Genomic DNA, 17,767 nt, shown 5'->3' with positions numbered 1-17,767 from the left:
AATAAGCCCAGAGCAGACGTGACAAAACTCATGCTGCGTGCGCTCGCAGCGCAAGATTGCCGCAAATGCCAAACTCACAGTGCTGCTGCGCGGCGGGAAAAGCTGTCATTCATTTGCAGCCCAACAAAAATCTACATCTAATGATCAGGTCGCGGGATTGTCTCAACAGTAATATTGTCCACGGACGTCTTCGTCTTCCACGTACACCTAATACTTCGTCTCCAACGAAATCCTTCCTAGCGCAACGTAAGGTACACTAGGGAGTGAACCGCAGCCTAATGCGGTCCGTCAGGCCGGACAATCTGCCCGCGAGAGAACCGTTGGAAACTTAAGAGCCAAACTGTCCCGTGCCTAGTTTCGGGTCACCCCTGGTGTTGCGAACCAATATCCATGAACATAGCGCGCAAATCGACCGTGGAACGCTCGCCGACATCATCGAAATGCAGCTCCATCCACCGGGTCGCCGTCTCGCGCCCCAGATCGCGCAGGTGGATCAGAAATTCCCACTCCGTGTTCATCTTGGATGACGCTCCGAGCGGGATAAGGGCATTCTGGTTTTCGATTATATGGATTCGCTCGCGGCGATACTGCGTCTCATCCAGCTTGCCCTCGTCGATCAGACGCGCGACGAAATCAATCGCCCGGAGTTCCTTTAGGAGGCTTGAGTTGAATGCGATCTCGTTGAGCCTGTTCTGGATCTCCTGCGGTGTGCGGGGCACACCCTTACGCTCCACGGGGTTGATCTGGATGACCGCGATATCGCCGCAGTCGCTACCGGAATGGAAAGGGAAAAGCGCGGGATTGCCCATGTATCCGCCATCCCAGTAAGGCACACCGTCAATCACCACTGCCTGAAAGGCGTTCGGCAGACAAGCTGAAGCCATCACCATGTCAGAGGTCAGATGACGGCTATCAAAGACCTTAACCTTGCCGGTTTCGACGTTGGTTGCAGACACGTAGAGCTTGATACTGTTGCAGTTGTGTACGCAGGAGAAATCGACGCAGTCTTCCAACACATCCCGCAAAGGATTCATATTAAGAGGGTTGAGCTGATAGGGCGAAAACAGCCGCGTCATAGCATCCATCGCATGGTAACCCAAGGATCGCTCAAGGCTCCAGTTTCCCATCAATACGTCGATTGGCGCGCGTTTTACTGGACTGTTCTTTGCGGCATCGGACATTGAGCGCCAAAAACCCTCGAGCTTTGCGCGTGCACCGTCGGCACCGCTGCTCGTAAAGCCATCTGCCAATACCACGGCATTCATCGCGCCAGCTGAAGTGCCGGAAATCGCATCAATTTCCAGCCGTCCATCGTCCAGAATGCGATCTAGCACCCCCCATGTGAAGGCACCGTGGGCTCCACCGCCCTGCAGGGCGAGGTTGATGCGCTTGCGTTCCGTCTTAGCTTTGCGCCGCTTCTTAGTATGATTGGCACCGTTCTTGATATTTTTCATCAGTGTACTGTCCTTCTGCCATTGACTGGCAAAGCAAGCCCGGGAATCGAAGCGTCACAATCGAAGTGTCGGTACTAACTCATAGTGGCAGCTTCTTGAGCAATTTGTTCAATATCCCCGCGGCTTAAACCTATATCGACCAATTCTCGGTCGGACATGGCTGAAAGCTCAGTGAAAGTACGATTGTACACAGCGCGGTTTCGACGATGTCCCGCAAGTTCTGCGCGAAATTGCCGGAATGCCTCCAAAATGCGGTGCGATGGGTGTGAAAGTGTTAAGTTCTGGAACGTCATGTTTTTAGCCTTTTCGGCTGTGTGGAGGTGCAACTCCACAGGACAAGGTCTTAGGGATTGGTTGCTCCGGGATAGTCGATAGCCGCTCGTGCCACCGGTATATCCAGCCAGCTTTTAAGAGGCGGACGTTTGGGCCGCAATTCTCGGAGAGAACATGGCGCGAAGCTTCTGCGCGCCGCCGCTTAGTATCTGAGCGATGCATTTGCTGCGCATCTCTCGGGCCATAAGAATATAACGTTCAGCATCAACCTGTCTCGCAGTTGCGAAGGTCATGTGGGAGTTCATAAATTTTCTTTCGGTTGCGCGGTTTCAGTGCCGCACTCTTCAAGTGTGGTCGATGCAGCGGGAGTGCAAACCATAGTCGGTATGCAGACAGAGCATATTGCGTCGATAGGGATAAGACTTCAGCGCGGTATCGACAAATTCGTTTAGCGTCGCATCTGCGGCCGCGGCCGTTGGCGGAAATTCGGGGCAGGGGGGTAACGAGTGGTCAATCGCACAACTCGCGATGATCTCCGACAATTCGGCATCAGACTTGCTTCCCAAGGCTTCATCTTCGAAACTAAGGTGGCCATCGAACCGCGGAACCGACGGTTCAAAATCTCGCGCATGCTCCTCGTATCTGGTACGTAAAGTGCCACTCGCTTTGCGGAACGCCGGCGTGGTCGTTAGTCCATCGGGCAAGTCACGAGTTGGGACGAGCCGCGCGGTATCAACAGCGACCACTGGAACTTTCGAGCGCTTCGCAAAACGATCGGCCTGTTCACGTGCGACAAAGACAGGGTGGTCGTCGGTCAGAACCGCGGCAGCACGTTCAGCCAGACGGTAAACCAGACCCTTCTCACGCCGCCCTTTCCGCTCAACGTAGTTGACGCACCGCAATCCGCGCAGCTCACACCCCTGCTGCAGATCGCGACTGGCACTAAGCAAGAACGCATGAAGCCGGTCGGACGCGTAGGGGTAGTCTTCGCGGACCCCGTGATAGACGAGCACAGGGAGGCTTAGCGCGTTGCCAAGCTCGATCGCAGCATCCAGTGCCGGATTGTCCCACGCACGCAGCGTCTGTTGCAGCCAACAGAGCACATAGGCGGTTTCGTCTGACTTCTGGAGCGGCGCGGCATTGAGCGGGCGGATGCGATCGGCGATGTCGGGTGACCATTTATGCATTTTTGGCAGCCTTCGCTTTCTTGCGCGGTTGTCGAAGCTCACGCGGTTTGCGGCTTCCGTGCTTCTTAAACACCGCTTCGGATTCCTGCCGAGCTTCATCGGTTCGACGGAGCGCATAGATCCGCTTTTTTGCTTCACGCGCTGTTTCCTGATGATCCACGACGGGCTTTGGATAAGCGGCAGGTGGCTGGTCCAGCGTCCAGGGTTCCTGCAGCGCCTTGCCCTCAAGGCTCGCAAGCTCGGGCACCCAATGGCGCGTGAAATCGCCGGTTGGGTCCTGATCATACCCTTGCTTGACCGGTGAATAGACACGCACGGCGTTGATACCCGTTTCGCCTGCCTGCATCTGGCTCTGCGGCCAATGAATGCCGGGCTCATAATCGGTAAACAACCGGGCGAGGACTTCTCCGGACTGCTGCCAAGGAAGCCAGAGGTTGTACGATGCAAATGACATGAGCATTGCGCGCATACGGAAATTGATCCAGCCCGTGGCTTTGAGATAGCGCATGCAAGCATCAACGAAAGGGTAGCCGGTCTGCCCAGTTGCGAAGGCATTCAACAACGCATCGTCATTTGGTATGGGGCGTAGGCCCTCGTAGAGACGTGCCATGGGAAGCCATTCAATCTCCGGCTCCGCTTCCAGCTTTTGCATGAAATGGCAGTGCCAGTGCAGCCGCCCGATGAAGGATTTCATCGCACTTGGCCAGGTTCCGCGTTCTGACTTCGGAAGGCTGGCGACTTCTTCCTGCCGTGCCAGCGTTGCCCGGTAGACCTCGCGCATAGAGAGGCTTCCTGCGACAAGGTGAGCCGACAGTCTCGAACAGACAGTCTCCCCTGTCTCCGGGCTCGACATCGCCTTTTGATAGGGCTCGCCGCGATCATATAGAAATGAGTTCAACGTCTGCAGCGCAGCGGGACGGCCCGGTGCCTGTAGATCAACTATGCCGTCACGGTCCAATCCAAGATCGGCGGCTGTTGGTACCTGATCGCTGCCCTGGGCTATCCATGAGATTTGCGATGGCACAGGCAAGAGCGGTTCGGACATCATCTTGTCCCAGCTCTTTGCCCATTTGTTTCGATCCAGCGACCGTCCGCGCCAGACGCCATATTGTTGAAACTCGTCAAAGACGATGCCGTGGTCGCGGCACCAGCCTCTGACGGCCTTGTCGCGCTCAAACGTCCAAGCGTTCCCAGTTTCCGTGTGAGCGACAAGCCGAAACCTGCCGTGCGTCGCTAGAATGCTGTCCAACGCCTCTTGAACCGACCCCAACATAACGCAAAGCCTGCCGCCGTGCTCGGCAATGTCTTTCTTCAGGCTCTCAACTGCGCCCCGTATGAATTCCCATTGGCGATAGCTCGTGTCGGGAAGGGCCCAATGCTCCGGTTCGGCGACGTAGACAGGGAGAACGCGTCCATTTTGCGCAGCATTAGCCAATGCAGCGTGATCATTCATTCGAAGATCACGCTTAAACCAGACCACTGTCAGGGTCTTGTCGTCAAATGGTTGCGTATCACCGCGGGTGTCGAGTGTCACATTGCCAACTTTCAGAGAGAAATCCCCAATAGAACGTTTTGAATTCACTTGCGTTCCATGAGTGCGACCTTAGCGATCTTTGCAACCGTCCTAGCCAGCTCACGTCTTAGTCTATGCGGCCGGTACGCGTTAACTCGAAGCCTATTGGTGTAAACTAAGCTCGCCAGACGGCATTTAAAACGAACAGAAATGTGTGGCTTCGTCCGGGACTGGGGCGCTATTGAAGTCTGCACGCTCCGGTATGCGCCCAAACGCGATCTTCGCGCCAAGATACCCGCCCGGGACAGTCGCTTTTGGTCCCAGTGAAATGGCGTCGGGGCCAAATTCCGAACGCAACCGGTCCAATACGTCGCTCACCTGTTCCCAGCGTCTGCGGTCGCATGTTGATTTGGGAGGGCCAGCATTGGATGCTTCAAGATCGAAGAGATCGCCTGTCATCTCTTCTGGATCCAGTAGCCCGTGCAACACGACGCTGACGGATCGCGGCTTGAATGTTCTCTGACGTGTGGCATTCATCAAACCTTCGGCCAGTGCCTTCTGGAATGTTCGGTCATCTCGGGAGGGTGCGACGCATAGTTCCTGATGCCAGCGCAGATCGTCCGTGCGTGAGCCGGACGCACTGCGATATCCACCTCCGCGAAACCCAAGCGTCAGTTTCGTTGCGACAAATTCCGTGCGTCGAAGGCGGCGGGCGGCACTGAAGCAAAGCTGTCGGGCGCAAAGGGCTATTTTCTCTTTGTTGCGCAAGTCCGGTGGCAACATTCGACTGTGTCCGAACATCCTTTTTTTCGTCGCTGGTCGCTCACTGTGGTACCCATGCAACCCGTTCCAGAACCGCTCTCCTTCCACATTCCCCCAGATTGCCCGGGCTTGTTTCGGCGCAATGCGCCATAACGCCTCAAAGTCCCTGATGCCGCAGTTTTCCAACCGCTGCTGAATACCTGTCGATATCCCCGGAAGTTTCTGCAGGGGTAGATGGTTCAGCTTCGCCGGTAACTCGGCCGCTGTGATCAGGCAGAAACCATCGGGCTTGTTCATCTCAGCGCCGATTTTCGCCAATAGCTCGGTCGGAGCCATGCCAATGGAGCAGGTCAAGACCTCGCTAAAGTTGCGGCTCAGCTCCCTCTTGATACGGTTGGCCAGATGAACACCCTGTGTCGCCTCACTTGGCAGCAGGGCGCACACCAACTCATCAATAGACCGAACATATGAGACGGGTAAGCAGCTGTTGATCACATGTTGAATGCGGTCGTGCAATCGGACGTAAACGTCGTGTCGGGCGACGACGAATATCATATCGGGTATTGCCACTCTCGCGTCCCTGATTGAGACGTTTGACTTCAGACCAAGTGCCTTGGCCTCTTTACTGATCGCGATGCACCCTGTGTTCGGGGAATCCAAGGGCACCACACCAACCGAGCGGCCTCGCAGGGCTGGGTTAAAATGCTGCTCGGCCGTCGCGAAGAAGCTGTCGAAGTCGAGGTAGAGCCGCTCTACACCGTTCGCCTTTCCTCGTGAGTGATCGTGCATTTTGGACTCCTGACAAGACAAGAACAATACGGGAACATAAAGGTGAGTCGCAAGTGCGTCCGATGTCGTTGGTCAGGTATGGCCAAAGGTTGCCAGGCGTTGGGTGCACCGCGCGCGACAAGAACAATTTTGATGTTCACCTCTTAGCTTTGCAAAGCCCTTGCAAGACCGCATAGTTGTTCAGCGAATGCACTGGCGCTTTCTTGAACGTGGCGAGCTTTGCCCGCGGAATACGATACAACGGTTGGAAGGTTGCGACCTAACGCGGCCGGGAATACGAGAGAGCGGGTGAATAATGCCAGAATGGTTAAGCAATATCGGATTTCAATTCGAGCAGGCGGACTGGTTCATGCGACTGGTGTTTGCGCTCGTTGCCGGCGCAATTCTTGGTATAGACCGTGAAGTGCGACACCGCCGCATTGGCATACGGACGTACATGATGGTATCGCTAGGCGCGGCGATATTCACGATTGTCTCCGTCGAGATGGCGCAAGACATGACGGCCGCTGGGCTATCTGCGGACCCGACGCGTGTCATTCAAGGATTGATTGGGGGCCTCGGTTTTCTGGGTGCCGGTGCAATTATTCAGGGCGACAAGCGCGTCGGCGGAATGGTGACTGCTGCAAGTCTCTGGGTCGCGGGCGCGATTGGACTGGCAGCGGGCATGGGATACGGTCTGTTTTCAATTATCTGTGCGGCGTTGGCAGCAGGCTTGCTCGCCGTCAGCCGTGTGATGGAGCATCGCGGTGCCGATGACCGACCCGACCTAGACTGACGTCGCACGTCCTCAAAACGACATTACCGAAATCACAGAGCCTCTATTGGATTTATGGCCGCGCGTTTCGCAGCGCTACTTGCCCAGGCACGAGGCCTATCACCAAAGCATTCGAGAATGGCGTCCACACCTATGATGGTGCCTTTTGCTAACCGGCCCAGCACCGCAATGGGCAGAACACTTTCATTCTGTGAGATGACGTAACCATCTGCTGTCGTTGCCACGCCAAGTTCATCGTGGACAGGCGCGACAAGACCATCCTGCAACAGACCTTCGATCAGTGGAGATCGGACATCGGCAATTTTTGGCGCGTCCAGAACCGCGTTGACCATGACCTGCGCCGTGGTGTGGTCTTCGCCGCTGGTCAACACCCACCCGCGGTCGGTGACAGTGATGCCCGGGTCGGCGAGATACTCCAGATCCAGCATGCCTGCTTCGTAGAGGGCAATAAGGTGCTGGAGGCTCTCCATCGGCGGTCCGAACGCATAGCGCTTCATGCTTTCGTCCGTAGAAATGATATCCGCCAGGACTTCGTCGCTGAGCGCGCTATGAGAAAGCGACCTGTAGATGGTAGGGTGACAGTGCCGCCAGACCTGACCGATGCAATAGTCTAAACTGACCGGCGCGCTTCCGTTGGCCATCTGGACGAGATTTTTCAACAAATCGATCGGTGGCTGACCAGTGTCCAGAAAACACTTATGGCCCTGCGCCGGATCCTCGATCCAGGCTTTAACTAGATGATGCAGGGCGTCGTTGTCCGACGGCGTGTCGTCTCGCTTATATTCAAGTCCTCGAAAGACGCCGATGATGACGGGTGTGATCGCATCTAGTAGAAACGCTTTTCCTTTTGCACGCGCCTGTAATTCTGGATCACTCAGTTCGCGGCCAAGGGCCTCCAAGACTTTTTCTGACGGCGCGAATTGCCGGTCCAGCTGTTCGCTAATGGGTTTCGGACCCATAGGCAGACCATCAAGGGAGAACGGAATGATGGTCGGGGCAACCTCTTTCGTTGGCGTGAACTTCAGCTCGCGCAACTTTTCGTCTCGCAGTGAGAACGAACCATGTGCATCGGCAATCGCACGGACGACATCGATCGCGGCAAGCCCGTATCCTCTGATGGCGACGGCAGTCTCCGTACTCGTTTCGGCCGCATCGACGATCGGACCAACCGGATAGGGTTCGTCAAACAGGCAAAGCGCATCTCTCGTTTCGATCTCGGCCTGCCAACCCTCGATCTGCGGGTCCTGGCGCGTAGGTTGATGCCCGACCGCCAAGAGGACCTGATCGGCAAAGAACTGTACTCCAGAACGGGTTGTTACACAGGCCCCTGTCTCAGTAAGCGCTACCGCGTCGGCGCGTTCTTGGACCAGTTTCGCAATATCGGACTCAACGAGGGGACGAAGAAGGGCAGCAAACCTTTCGTAAAGATAGACACCGACCAAGCTGCGTGGGGGATAGTAGTCAGCAATATCCGCTGAGTGCGTGGCCGGGTTGTTTTTTGCCCAGTCGTGATAGCTGGGAAAGCCCTCGATCACGGCACTGCCAACATTGATCTTGGGACGTTTTGGCAGCTCAAGGATGCGACCGTTGACGTTGCTCCAGTTACTTTCTGGCTGTGAAGTATCCCAGACTGGTCCATTCCCCAATTGGTCGGTCTCTTCAAAGAGAAGGATGTTCAGGTTTTGGTCGGGCCCGGACTTTTCGCGTTCTAGAATATAGCATTCCAAAGCATAGTGTCCGCGCGGACCGAGACCAATAATGGCGAGGGCAGGGTTTGGATCGATCATATTGCGCCGTTCATTTCGTTCGATTGCGAGGCCGCTTTCGAGGCGGAATCTTGGACACTTCTACTTTGAGGCTGCCCAGGGCTACTTCTTTGAAACGGACTTCAGCGCCGCGCCGATTGCTGTGTCGCCATCACCATCAGCAACCGCATCCTTAATTTCTGCAGATTGGATGGCATCACCGTCAGTGTGCTCGCGATCGCCGTGTTCGCCTCTTTTGTTCTTCAGCCTGTGGTGCTGTTTAGACCCCTTGAGATCGATTGGTTTGTCTTGATCCATGTCGATGCCTTGGTCCCGCGAAGTATCTGTGCTGTTCATTTTTGATGCCCTTGATGGTCCGTATTTTGAAAAGATGGTTTTGAGCACCATCCCAACTCGACAAGGGGATTTGGGATGGTGCAGATGGGCTTAGTTTGAGCTCAGGAAGTCATCTACTTCCTCTTTGGCCTCTTCCTTGGTCTTTCCGTACTTAGCCTGGATCTTACCTTCAAGCGCTTCACGGTCGCCGTTGACCTCAGCGATTTCGTCGTCTGTCAACTCGCCCCATTTGGCTTTGACGTTGCCAGTCATCTCTTTCCATTTGCCTTCGACTTGATCCCAATTCATCGCATTTCCTTTCGGTTTGTAGCGTCTGAAACTCATTTTCAGACTGCAAGGCCAGGTCCTAGCCGAGGTAAACAAGGCAGACACTACGTCTATGGTGAGGCGCTGTGCTTCCTAAAGTTCCGGCTCGCAGGTTGGCACGGTCACAGTGGGCCGCATGCCTTCTCAAAGCCAGACCGAGTGCACGACCAAATGCCCAAATACTAAACCAGAATAGCTCTGGCGGCGCCTTCGGGCTGACATGTTGATGGATCGGTCCGATTGTAAACGCGGCCGTTTGCCCTCGGCGACGCGTTCTGTTGTATCGGTCTGGAGAACTCGGTAGCAAACCACGATGTGTCGATTTCGGCGAAGGCATCAACAAAGGCCGTCTCGCATTCCCATCTTTCGCGGGTTTTGAGCCGAAAGTATGGTCTCTCAATCTCAAGCTGACCCTCGTCTATGAATCTCCGTAGCAGCTTGTTTACATAGATCGATGTGAGGCCTATTGCCTGTCCGATCTCAACTTGGGTCATTGGAACCTCGAAGCGATTTCCAAGATCGCTTTGCCCGGACTGTAGTCTCGATATCAATTGAAGCAGAAAAAACTTGAGATTGTCTTGCGCACTCATCGTGTTCAAGCGCGTCACCTGATAGTGAAAGGCGGTCAGGCTTAAGCTGCTCAGCGCAAACAGAAGCAAAGATAGACGGGGAAGTTGGACGATTTCGCGATGGAACGCTTTGCGTGGAATCTCGGTCAACGTGCCATCTGTCAACATCATGATCTGATGAGGGGCGTGTTTCGTCCCAAACTCCGCGAGGCCGATAAAGTCGCCTGGTAGAAACAGACGTAGTATCTGATTGCCATGTTGTTTGCAGTTGGATCGTAGAGCTGCCCATCCCGACTGAAGAACCCAGACCTTGTCTGCCAGATCGCCAACGCGAGCAAGTTGATACCCTTTTGGGCGCCGCACACTGGATCGATCAAAGGAGTCCAATAAATGCTTTTCGCACTCCTCGAGCTGGACGAATCTTTGCAAGCGGGTTGCAGGAGCATTGCTACCGATCATAAGGCTTGGCCAAACAGCCAACCTGAGGAGTGGTACTGCTCAAAAGGGGAGTATCCAGGTCGCCCCAGATCAAGATTCTGCGAATTTTTCATGGTTTGTGTGAACCACACAAAGACAAGCCGTTCTGTTAACTATGTTAACTGACTTAGTCAGACGGTCGGTCATTTCCGAAAAGCCTCAACTTTTCTCAGGTTTCGCACATCTAACAGCCAATAAAATCCATGTACGAACCCGGCGATCAGTATAACATATGTTAACTTTAGGCGTCTCGCTTGAGTACATAAGGGGAACACCGAGATTGAGCATTGGAATATCGACGGATTTGAAGCCTGCAACTTCTTCAAGCCCGCTTGTGCGGAAGCTTGGGGCCTTGTGTTTGTTGTCGGAGGAGGAAATAGATTTTCTTGAGGGCCTTCAAAACAACACTGTAAACGCTGATAGAGGCCAAGACTTCATCGTTGAAGATGCAGATCTCAGAACAACATTCATCGTGATAGAGGGCTGGGCTGTTCGCTATAGTTTGTTGTCGAATGGCAGGCGTCAAATTCTCAGCTACGCTTTGCCAGGGGATATCCTTGGGCTGCATGTAAATTTCCGCGCAACAGCTACTTACAGTGCGTCTGCACTGACCCCGCTGAAACTAGCTGCAGTGGATCCGCGCCGCGTGATTGAAATCTCTCAAAAGTTTCCCATAATTGCTGCGGGCCTGAGTTGGTGTACTGCGCGCGAGTTTGCGATCCTCGGTGATCAGGCGATCCGGCTGGGGCGGCTTTCGGCGCGTCAACGATTGGCCCATCTCTTTCTGGAGCTCTGGCATCGCTTTGCGCTTATCGAGAATGACAACGGGAACTGGGTTGAAATTCCAATGACCCAGCAAGACCTTGCGGATACCCTTGGAATGAGCTTAGTACACACAAACCGTTCGCTGAAGTCGCTGCGAGATGCTGGCCTTGTTTCCGTCAGCAAAGACTATGTGCGATTGAATGATATCAAGGCTCTGATTGAAATGTCCGAGTTTAACCCAGAGCACCTGACCGAATTCCAAATCTAGAGATGGCGTTTTGCACTTCATGGTGTGGTCTTGTTCTTAGAAAGCCTGCAGCAAGATGACCAAAACAAACAGTATTATTGATGAGGCCGAGCAGGCAGCTTTGGATGAGCAATCGTTGCAAGATGCAACCAAACTGTCACCGCGTCTGATCTACGAAGTCATCCGGCGTGATGGTGAAGAGGAACTTGAACGCCCCCTTCGATCACTAGTTTGGTCCGGTATAGCTGCTGGCATTATGATCAGTTTTTCCGTTTTGGGAGAAGCAATTTTTCGAACACATCTTCCTGACGCTCCAAGCAGCTATCTCATCGAAAACCTTGGCTATAGTCTTGGGTTTCTGCTTGTCATACTTGGCCGAATGCAACTGTTCACAGAAAATACCATAACGACTGTGCTTCCACTAATGGTGGCACCATCACGAAGACTGTTAGGCGATGTATGTCAGCTTTGGTTCGTTGTCCTGTCTGCAAATGTCGTCGGCGCATTCGCGATCGCAACCGTCTTCGCCCACACGTCAGCCATACCGGCAGAACTAATACCCGCTTTAGTTTCCCTGTCTGAACACGCTGTTGGGATGTCAGTAGGAGAAAGCTTTATGCGAGCGATCCCAGCCGGAATACTCATTGCCGCGATTGTTTGGATGTTGCCGCAAGCCGAGAACGCGTCGTTCTTTGTAATATTGATTTTCACATGGCTGATAGCGGCAGGCGACTTCACCCATATTGTCGCGGGTTCTGTCGAAATGGCCTTTTTGGCCGTTCGTGGAGATCTTGGTTTCTATGACGCAGTCTTTGGCTTCTTCTTACCGGTTCTGGCAGGCAACGTCGTTGGTGGTACCGTGATCTTTACCCTCATGGCTTGGGGGCAAGTCCGCCATGAGTTGGTAGATGCAGAAAAGACTTAGTGCCTAAAGCAGACAAAGGATCACCCGGGTCGCGACTGCTTCGAGTGTCAGGGTGCTTGCCAGTGTCGTCATGCGCTGATGCGATTGAGCCTCCACGTCAGGATCTGTCATACGTTTGTGGGTTTCCTGCACTCGGTAACAGTCGACCAAAAAATCAGGATGGCAACTTCGATAAACGCCTCGGCGATCCACTTAGCGACAATGGGGTAGTTTGTGTCTTTGAAGGCGGCTGTTAGACCCAAGGCGAGGGAGATGCAGGCCATGCCTGTCCGCACCAACCTGCAAATGTCCGCTCATTTGCAAGCATTGTGCGATCTTCGGCTCAGGCCGTGCGTGTGTCTGCCAATTCATTCGAGCTTGGGTTCTTTGAAAGGTTTGTGTCAGGCAGACGGGCATTCCTTTTTATGTTGTTCTTGCTGAGATCAGACACCGAAGCAGACTACTTCGATTGACATAACCAAGGGGCACCCCGTCCACAGGTGCCGATCACGCTAGCATGTAGGTGGGTTCTCGTGCACTGTTTCGGGATGAAAAAGCAAACGGCGGATTCCTTGGTGCCATGACCTCATCGAACCCAATCGAAATGCCTGAGCATGTCAGGTCACTCATTCCGCTTGGGGACTATAAGTGGCCGCGTAGTGAAGCAGAGCAAACCATCGGGCACCTCCTCGAAAAGTTCAAGATGGGGTTCGGTACCGCAAAGAACGCCGCCGCAATTGACACTGGTGAGTTGAAAAAAAGATCAGATGAAATGTTGGAAAGGGCGCTCAGGACTGTCTTGGAAACAGTTTTGCTTGATGCACTCAGCGCCACATATCTAGGATGGGCCACGAAGGGTACGAACAGCCGGACAAAGCGCCTTCTGGTTCATCCGCCGATGGGGACTGACATCCTCTCAGATTGGGCTAAACGGCATGACTTTCCGGTTCTGTCAGAGTTGAAGCAACTGCGAGAGAAGTTCGACGTAGCATGTTTTGTTGTTCCGAGCATCGAAGTGTTTTTTGGGCGCCATGTCGATCAACTGACACCGCTCTTTGACTTCTTCGAAGCATTGTCCGCGTATCAAGGCCGTGTCCTTGTAGGTTGCAGTAGTTGGGCGCGGCGGTTCCTTTGGCAGTTCGATGAGCTGCAGTTCATGTTAGGTGAGGGCGAAACCTTCCCGGCATTCGATGCCGATGCGCTGGCATCTGTTTTCGAAAGGGCGCTCGAGAGCAATGCGGTCGTCAAATCAGTTGCAACGGGAGCACCAATCCTCAAGCGCGATGACGACGGCAATCTAGTTGACCCATTCTTGAAGAAACTCGCGGAAGTGAGTCTCGGTCACCCTTGGGTCGCTGTCGAAATGTTTCTGCAAGGCATCGCCGAAGCCGCAGATGCGGACGAAAAGACATCTGAAAGCCAACTTTGGGTCCAGTTTCCCGCAGCTTGTTCGCTGCCCACCCCCGCCAACGATGCTCATTTGTTTGCCCTCCAGTCGCTATTGATCCACGGACCCCGAAAGATTGAAGAGTTTGATAAGCTGCTCCCCAGTCCAACAGTGAAAGGCGTTTGGTCGGCGCTGCAGCAAAACGGGTTCGTTGATATACACGACGGCAGCGTTTCTTGTGCCATCAGGAATTATCCAGAAATCCGAAGTGAACTGGGTGCGGCCGGCTTCAATTTGGATCGGCTATAGCGAGTCCTATGGAAGAGCGCGCACAGAGAATTTCGAATTTATTCAATGACATCAATGGTTGGGTGATTGCTGAGATTGCGGTAAGCATATTGTTGGTCTGGGCTTTCATCAAAGCGACGCAAAAGCTCTTGCCCTGGGTCAGTGAATTTTTACCGGCCAAACTGCGGCATCTCACGTTGAACTCTGTGCCAGTCTTGCGGGTTCTTGCACTGCTGTTTCTTTTTGTTTGGATCGTACCACTGATCTTTAACATCACCTTGCAGAACTTTGTCTTCATCGCCGGAGCTTTGAGTGTGGCGGTAGGCTTTGCTGTCAAAGACCTTGCGAGCAGTGTCATCGCGGGCTTTGTCGCCTTGTTTGAAAAGCCCTATCGGCTAGGGGACTGGATCAAGATCGGGAACGACTATGGTGAAGTCATCACAATCGGGATGCGCGCAGTGCAAATCCGGACGCCCGACGACAACGTCGTGACGATTTCTCATGATCGAATTTGGACGGAGAATGTCCTGAACGCCAATGATGGTTTTGGCACGTTGATGTGTGTGGCAACGTTCAATATCGCGCACAATCAGGACGTAGGTGACGTGGTGGTGCTCTTGGAGACTGTCGGTAAAACGAGTCCTTATCTGAATCTGGATCGCGATGTGATTGTGGTGGCGGAAAACACGGCCTTTTGCACGGTCTACAAGCTCAAGGCCTATCCGTTTGAGCCACGAAACCAGTTCGCATTCATCACCGACATGACGGAACGTGGGAACGCTGCGTTACGTGTTGCCGGGATTAGCGCCGCGTCAGTACCTGAGGATTTGTTCTCTGAAAGTATCAGGTCTTAGCTCGTTGACGCGCTTAGTCATCAGGTAAAGGAAAGATCCGGTGGAACCAATCAAGATTTTGATGACGCAGCTGCGTGAGATCGCGCGCGGCTCGATCGAATTGCTACCGCAGATCGCGGTTGCCCTGTTCGTTTTGCTTTTCACGATAGGTCTGAACAAGTTGATCGGCTTTTTGGTTGACCGCGTGCTTGCGCGCACCAAGCTCCGGCCAAGCCTCAAGGAGTTATTTTCGCTTTTGTCATCAATGCTCGTCTGGATTCTCGGGTTGATGATCGCTGCAGTCATCGTCTTTCCGGGTCTCACTCCGTCGAGCATACTCGCGGGTCTTGGGATTGGGTCAGTCGCGATTGGATTTGCCTTCAAAGACGTTTTTGAGAACTTCCTTGCTGGCATCATCATCCTGTTTCGCAGAGAAATGCGTATTGGTGACTTCATTGAATGTGAAGGTATCGAAGGCGAGGTTGAGCACATTGCCATTCGCGAAAGCCACATTCAACAAACTGACGGGCAGTTGGTCATCGTACCAAATTCAATCCTTTTCAAGAATCCGGTCACCATCCGCACCCATCAGTCATCCCGACGCATGACTGTCATCTGTGGCGTTGCCTACGACGTCGATGTGGATGAGGCCCGGGAGGTGATCAGCGAGGCCGTTGCAACCTGTGAAAGTGTTCTGCAAGGCGACAAACCGATCCAGATATTTGCTCAGGAATTCGCGTCCTCGTCCATTAACTTCGAGGTGACGTGGTGGTGTGGTTCCAAACCGGTGGAGGTCCGCGCTTCGCGGGATGAGGTTGTCGCCACAGTGAAACGGGCGCTTGATGATGCAAATATCGAAATCCCGTTCCCATACCGGACTCTGACATTCAAGGAACCTCTCCCGATTGCGCAAACCGAAGAAAATTGATGTGCCGGCGGCAGGCATCACGCTGCGCGTAATTCCTTGAAAGACTAATCGAGTTTAAGGCATCGCTTCATGCGAACGCGGATCAACCTGTTGGGCTTCGCCCATCGTACCGATCTCGCCTCTACTGATGTGCCGGCGTTCCGTACGAACTGGAGCATGTGGGCGAGGATTGTTGCGGTGGATGAAGTTGATGCTGACTTTGTTTTGTTCTTTGCCAAATTGGACAGTTGGCTCGACGGTCTGACCGCTGCGTCCATCTCGTGAACTCCAACAAATGTCTGGATCGGAACGCTTACCGCACCAGTACGGCAAAATGTGCCGATACCCGCTTGCCAATGCCCCAGAACTTGTTCGAGATTAGTGATTGCCGCCGCACCTTCCCGATTTAGACTGATATCTTTGCTACAGGTCGATGAGGTTTTTGCAGACCGATATCTGCCTAACTGTCGTTACTGACCGGCGGATGATCAAAACGCGCCCCGTGCGACATCGCGCAGGCGTGCGTGAGGATTGTTTGTATCCGTAGCATTGCAAAAATATAAGGAAATCAAATATGTCTCTCACATCGAGAACTCAAAACACACGCTTCACAACAGGGCTTCTCGCCTCTGCTGCAACGGCTTTGTTGCTGGCAACATCAGCATACGCCGATGGTCACACGGCTGCATTCATGGATTTCAAGTTCGACGCCACTCAGAACCTGAACGCATCTGAGCTGATCGGCGCGCGTGTCTATGCGTCCGAAGCTGAAATCGCAAGTGAGCCTCTGGCTGCTGACGGAGAAAAGGAATGGGACGATATCGGCGAGATCAATGAAATCGTCTTGTCGCGCTCTGGAGAGATTACATCTGTAATCGTCGGCGTTGGCGGCTTCCTGGGATTGGGTGAAAAGTCCGTCGCGGTTGATTTGTCAGAACTGACCTTTGTTTCTGATGGCGAAGAAGCAGACGAGTATTTCATCGTCGTCAAAGCCAGTGCCGCTGGCGTTAAAGATGCGCCAGACTATGTGTCGAACGTCGATGCGATGGCGCACTCCGATCGTCAGATGCTGGCGGCGCCGGTAATCGAACGTGAAGGCTATGAGCGTGTTGAAACGGAGCAACTGACATCTGAGACCCTTACTGGCGCCCGTGTCTATGGCAGCAACGACGAAGATATTGGTGAAATCGGCAGCCTGCTTCTGACGGATGCTGGCAAAATCGATCGTGCTGTTATTGATGTTGGTGGTTTCTTGGGTCTTGGCGAAAAAGAAGTCGCTGTGACCATGGAAGAACTGACGATCATGCAGAAAGACGGTGACGTGCGTGTGTATATCGATAGCACGCAGGAAGCCCTGGAGGCCCAACCGGCCTATCAAGGCTAATACCGTCCTCTGTTACAATTAGGGTTTGGTAAAGGTGCTGCTGCCGCTCAGAAATGAGCGGCAGCAAGTTGGGTTTTGTTGAGAGTTCAACCCGCTGAAAGGCTGCGTGCGATGTCATCTGTGGTGGAATTGATCAGAGCTTTCGCAAACTCAAAAGTGATCTTCAGAGTGACCTCTTGATGGAGGACGGGTCGAATGTCGCCGAGTGTGTCGGGATCTGCAACAATAACGAGATGGTCGAACTTTCCCTTGTAAGCCTTTGCGTAAAGAGATCGCGCGAGTAGCTTGGCGAAGGAAGCTTCATCCGTCTCTTGGTCAGACGATCCGGTTGGCCGGTTTCCAGAAGGCCCGTCATCCTCAAGGTTCCGCGGAGATTGACCTCCGTCGTGATTGAGCTTGATATCGCGTGGCGTCCCAACGTTGACAAAGATTGTTGCCTCCGCCCCAGATGCAATGACGGTCAAGGCTTTCGGTGGGCATTATGAGGTGGTCACAGTTGAACTCCATAGTTGATAAATTGTGGGCGACAGGCATGCTTTGGGCCCTCTCGCGCTCGAATACAGAATGCGTGCGTCACCCATGTCGACCGGCAATTTGCGCGATGCTGGTGGTGCATGGCCCTTTTCGGTGCGATGCAAACTTAACGATGAAGTTATCGAGCGATGAGGCTGCGACGGCCTAATCGGAGCCCGTCTTTTTAACACTTTGATCCTCGTTAATTTCAGAAAGGACTGAATTGCCCGCCCTGTCGTTCTGGTGGTCGGAAACTTTCTCGCCATTCGGGTTCAGATCGGCCAAAACCGATGCGGCATGCTTCTCTTTTTTGACTGAGAGGACATCCATAG

Annotated in this window: 20 protein-coding genes; 8 read left to right on the top strand and 12 right to left on the bottom strand. The window is 53.6% G+C overall.

Going from position 1 to position 17,767, the window contains the following annotated elements:
• Positions 1–362: 362 nt before the first annotated feature.
• From HEP69_RS02185 to HEP69_RS02165, 6 genes are all read right to left on the bottom strand, one after another.
• The gene (locus HEP69_RS02185; protein WP_290556874.1) at positions 363–1,454 is read right to left on the bottom strand and encodes a patatin-like phospholipase family protein; all 1,092 of its coding nucleotides are present in this window, start codon (positions 1,452–1,454) and stop codon (positions 363–365) included.
• Between the two features lie 74 nt (positions 1,455–1,528).
• Positions 1,529–1,747, bottom strand: coding sequence for a DUF1127 domain-containing protein (locus HEP69_RS02180; protein ID WP_290556873.1), 219 nt, complete (start codon positions 1,745–1,747; stop codon positions 1,529–1,531).
• Between the two features lie 114 nt (positions 1,748–1,861).
• The gene (locus tag HEP69_RS23685; RefSeq protein WP_366111293.1) at positions 1,862–2,020 is read right to left on the bottom strand and encodes an RSP_7527 family protein; all 159 of its coding nucleotides are present in this window, start codon (positions 2,018–2,020) and stop codon (positions 1,862–1,864) included.
• Between the two features lie 51 nt (positions 2,021–2,071).
• Positions 2,072–2,914, bottom strand: a complete 843-nt coding sequence (locus HEP69_RS02175; RefSeq protein ID WP_290556872.1) for a deoxyribodipyrimidine photo-lyase — start codon at positions 2,912–2,914, stop codon at positions 2,072–2,074.
• On the bottom strand, positions 2,907–4,448 hold the full coding sequence (locus HEP69_RS02170; RefSeq protein WP_290556871.1) for an FAD-binding domain-containing protein: 1,542 nt from the start codon (positions 4,446–4,448) through the stop codon (positions 2,907–2,909). The genes HEP69_RS02175 and HEP69_RS02170 overlap by 8 nt, the downstream gene beginning before the upstream one ends.
• Positions 4,449–4,622: 174 nt before the next feature.
• Positions 4,623–5,978: a type VI secretion protein ImpB gene (locus HEP69_RS02165; protein ID WP_290556870.1), complete on the bottom strand. Its 1,356-nt coding sequence runs from the start codon at positions 5,976–5,978 to the stop codon at positions 4,623–4,625.
• 295 nt (positions 5,979–6,273) lie between these two features.
• Between HEP69_RS02165 and HEP69_RS02160 the strand changes: the two genes are divergently transcribed.
• Positions 6,274–6,753, top strand: coding sequence for an MgtC/SapB family protein (locus HEP69_RS02160; protein WP_290556869.1), 480 nt, complete (start codon positions 6,274–6,276; stop codon positions 6,751–6,753).
• Positions 6,754–6,785: 32 nt separating this feature from the next.
• Here the strand turns inward: HEP69_RS02160 and HEP69_RS02155 are convergent, their stop codons facing one another.
• The 4 genes from HEP69_RS02155 to HEP69_RS02140 all read right to left on the bottom strand — a co-directional run bounded on the left by HEP69_RS02155 (position 6,786) and on the right by HEP69_RS02140 (position 10,189).
• Complete coding sequence (locus HEP69_RS02155) at positions 6,786–8,540, bottom strand: FAD/NAD(P)-binding domain-containing protein (protein WP_290556868.1); 1,755 nt, start codon at positions 8,538–8,540, stop codon at positions 6,786–6,788.
• A gap of 81 nt (positions 8,541–8,621) precedes the next feature.
• Positions 8,622–8,855 (bottom strand): hypothetical protein, encoded by a 234-nt coding sequence (locus HEP69_RS02150; protein ID WP_290556867.1) that lies wholly within the window; start codon positions 8,853–8,855, stop codon positions 8,622–8,624.
• 90 nt (positions 8,856–8,945) lie between these two features.
• On the bottom strand, positions 8,946–9,143 hold the full coding sequence (locus tag HEP69_RS02145) for a CsbD family protein (RefSeq protein ID WP_290556866.1): 198 nt from the start codon (positions 9,141–9,143) through the stop codon (positions 8,946–8,948).
• A 200-nt stretch (positions 9,144–9,343) separates the two neighbouring features.
• The gene (locus tag HEP69_RS02140; RefSeq protein WP_290556865.1) at positions 9,344–10,189 is read right to left on the bottom strand and encodes a Crp/Fnr family transcriptional regulator; all 846 of its coding nucleotides are present in this window, start codon (positions 10,187–10,189) and stop codon (positions 9,344–9,346) included.
• 298 nt (positions 10,190–10,487) lie between these two features.
• On the opposite strand from HEP69_RS02140, the gene HEP69_RS02135 reads away from it, so the two are divergent.
• From HEP69_RS02135 to HEP69_RS02105, 7 genes are all read left to right on the top strand, one after another.
• Positions 10,488–11,240 carry a Crp/Fnr family transcriptional regulator gene (locus HEP69_RS02135; RefSeq protein WP_290556864.1) on the top strand — a complete coding sequence of 251 codons (753 nt, stop codon included), beginning with the start codon at positions 10,488–10,490 and terminating at the stop codon, positions 11,238–11,240.
• A 55-nt stretch (positions 11,241–11,295) separates the two neighbouring features.
• On the top strand, positions 11,296–12,144 hold the full coding sequence (locus tag HEP69_RS02130; RefSeq protein WP_290556863.1) for a formate/nitrite transporter family protein: 849 nt from the start codon (positions 11,296–11,298) through the stop codon (positions 12,142–12,144).
• A 559-nt stretch (positions 12,145–12,703) separates the two neighbouring features.
• Positions 12,704–13,819 carry a hypothetical protein gene (locus HEP69_RS02125; RefSeq protein ID WP_290556862.1) on the top strand — a complete coding sequence of 372 codons (1,116 nt, stop codon included), beginning with the start codon at positions 12,704–12,706 and terminating at the stop codon, positions 13,817–13,819.
• 8 nt (positions 13,820–13,827) lie between these two features.
• Complete coding sequence (locus HEP69_RS02120) at positions 13,828–14,652, top strand: mechanosensitive ion channel domain-containing protein (RefSeq protein WP_290556861.1); 825 nt, start codon at positions 13,828–13,830, stop codon at positions 14,650–14,652.
• 40 nt (positions 14,653–14,692) lie between these two features.
• Positions 14,693–15,559, top strand: a complete 867-nt coding sequence (locus HEP69_RS02115; RefSeq protein WP_290556860.1) for a mechanosensitive ion channel family protein — start codon at positions 14,693–14,695, stop codon at positions 15,557–15,559.
• Between the two features lie 69 nt (positions 15,560–15,628).
• Positions 15,629–15,823: a hypothetical protein gene (locus HEP69_RS02110; RefSeq protein WP_290556859.1), complete on the top strand. Its 195-nt coding sequence runs from the start codon at positions 15,629–15,631 to the stop codon at positions 15,821–15,823.
• Positions 15,824–16,112: 289 nt separating this feature from the next.
• Positions 16,113–16,922, top strand: a complete 810-nt coding sequence (locus HEP69_RS02105; protein WP_290556858.1) for a PRC-barrel domain-containing protein — start codon at positions 16,113–16,115, stop codon at positions 16,920–16,922.
• A gap of 86 nt (positions 16,923–17,008) precedes the next feature.
• Here HEP69_RS02105 and HEP69_RS02100 read toward each other — a convergent pair whose 3' ends face one another.
• Both HEP69_RS02100 and HEP69_RS02095 read right to left on the bottom strand, forming a co-directional pair.
• On the bottom strand, positions 17,009–17,386 hold the full coding sequence (locus tag HEP69_RS02100) for a host attachment protein (protein ID WP_290556857.1): 378 nt from the start codon (positions 17,384–17,386) through the stop codon (positions 17,009–17,011).
• Between the two features lie 214 nt (positions 17,387–17,600).
• Complete coding sequence (locus HEP69_RS02095) at positions 17,601–17,765, bottom strand: hypothetical protein (protein ID WP_290556856.1); 165 nt, start codon at positions 17,763–17,765, stop codon at positions 17,601–17,603.
• Positions 17,766–17,767 lie beyond the last annotated feature (2 nt).

This window comes from Aestuariivita sp. (assembly GCF_021404545.1).
Classification (GTDB): Bacteria; Pseudomonadota; Alphaproteobacteria; order Rhodobacterales; family Rhodobacteraceae; genus Aestuariivita.
The sequence above is the reverse complement of the archived record's forward strand: the minus strand, read 5'-3'. Positions and strand labels throughout refer to the sequence as shown.

Excerpts from the sequence above, each read along its gene's own strand:
- HEP69_RS02185 (WP_290556874.1), bottom strand. The coding sequence starts at position 1,454 with ATGAAAAATATCAAGAACGGTGCCAATCATACTAAGAAGCGGCGCAAA.
- HEP69_RS02180 (WP_290556873.1), bottom strand. The coding sequence starts at position 1,747 with ATGACGTTCCAGAACTTAACACTTTCACACCCATCGCACCGCATTTTG.
- HEP69_RS23685 (WP_366111293.1), bottom strand. The coding sequence starts at position 2,020 with ATGACCTTCGCAACTGCGAGACAGGTTGATGCTGAACGTTATATTCTT.
- HEP69_RS02175 (WP_290556872.1), bottom strand. The coding sequence starts at position 2,914 with ATGCATAAATGGTCACCCGACATCGCCGATCGCATCCGCCCGCTCAAT.
- HEP69_RS02165 (WP_290556870.1), bottom strand. The coding sequence starts at position 5,978 with ATGCACGATCACTCACGAGGAAAGGCGAACGGTGTAGAGCGGCTCTAC.
- HEP69_RS02160 (WP_290556869.1), top strand. The coding sequence starts at position 6,274 with ATGCCAGAATGGTTAAGCAATATCGGATTTCAATTCGAGCAGGCGGAC.
- HEP69_RS02155 (WP_290556868.1), bottom strand. The coding sequence starts at position 8,540 with ATGATCGATCCAAACCCTGCCCTCGCCATTATTGGTCTCGGTCCGCGC.
- HEP69_RS02150 (WP_290556867.1), bottom strand. The coding sequence starts at position 8,855 with ATGAACAGCACAGATACTTCGCGGGACCAAGGCATCGACATGGATCAA.
- HEP69_RS02145 (WP_290556866.1), bottom strand. The coding sequence starts at position 9,143 with ATGAATTGGGATCAAGTCGAAGGCAAATGGAAAGAGATGACTGGCAAC.
- HEP69_RS02140 (WP_290556865.1), bottom strand. The coding sequence starts at position 10,189 with ATGATCGGTAGCAATGCTCCTGCAACCCGCTTGCAAAGATTCGTCCAG.
- HEP69_RS02130 (WP_290556863.1), top strand. The coding sequence starts at position 11,296 with ATGACCAAAACAAACAGTATTATTGATGAGGCCGAGCAGGCAGCTTTG.
- HEP69_RS02125 (WP_290556862.1), top strand. The coding sequence starts at position 12,704 with ATGACCTCATCGAACCCAATCGAAATGCCTGAGCATGTCAGGTCACTC.
- HEP69_RS02120 (WP_290556861.1), top strand. The coding sequence starts at position 13,828 with ATGGAAGAGCGCGCACAGAGAATTTCGAATTTATTCAATGACATCAAT.
- HEP69_RS02110 (WP_290556859.1), top strand. The coding sequence starts at position 15,629 with ATGCGAACGCGGATCAACCTGTTGGGCTTCGCCCATCGTACCGATCTC.
- HEP69_RS02105 (WP_290556858.1), top strand. The coding sequence starts at position 16,113 with ATGTCTCTCACATCGAGAACTCAAAACACACGCTTCACAACAGGGCTT.
- HEP69_RS02095 (WP_290556856.1), bottom strand. The coding sequence starts at position 17,765 with ATGGATGTCCTCTCAGTCAAAAAAGAGAAGCATGCCGCATCGGTTTTG.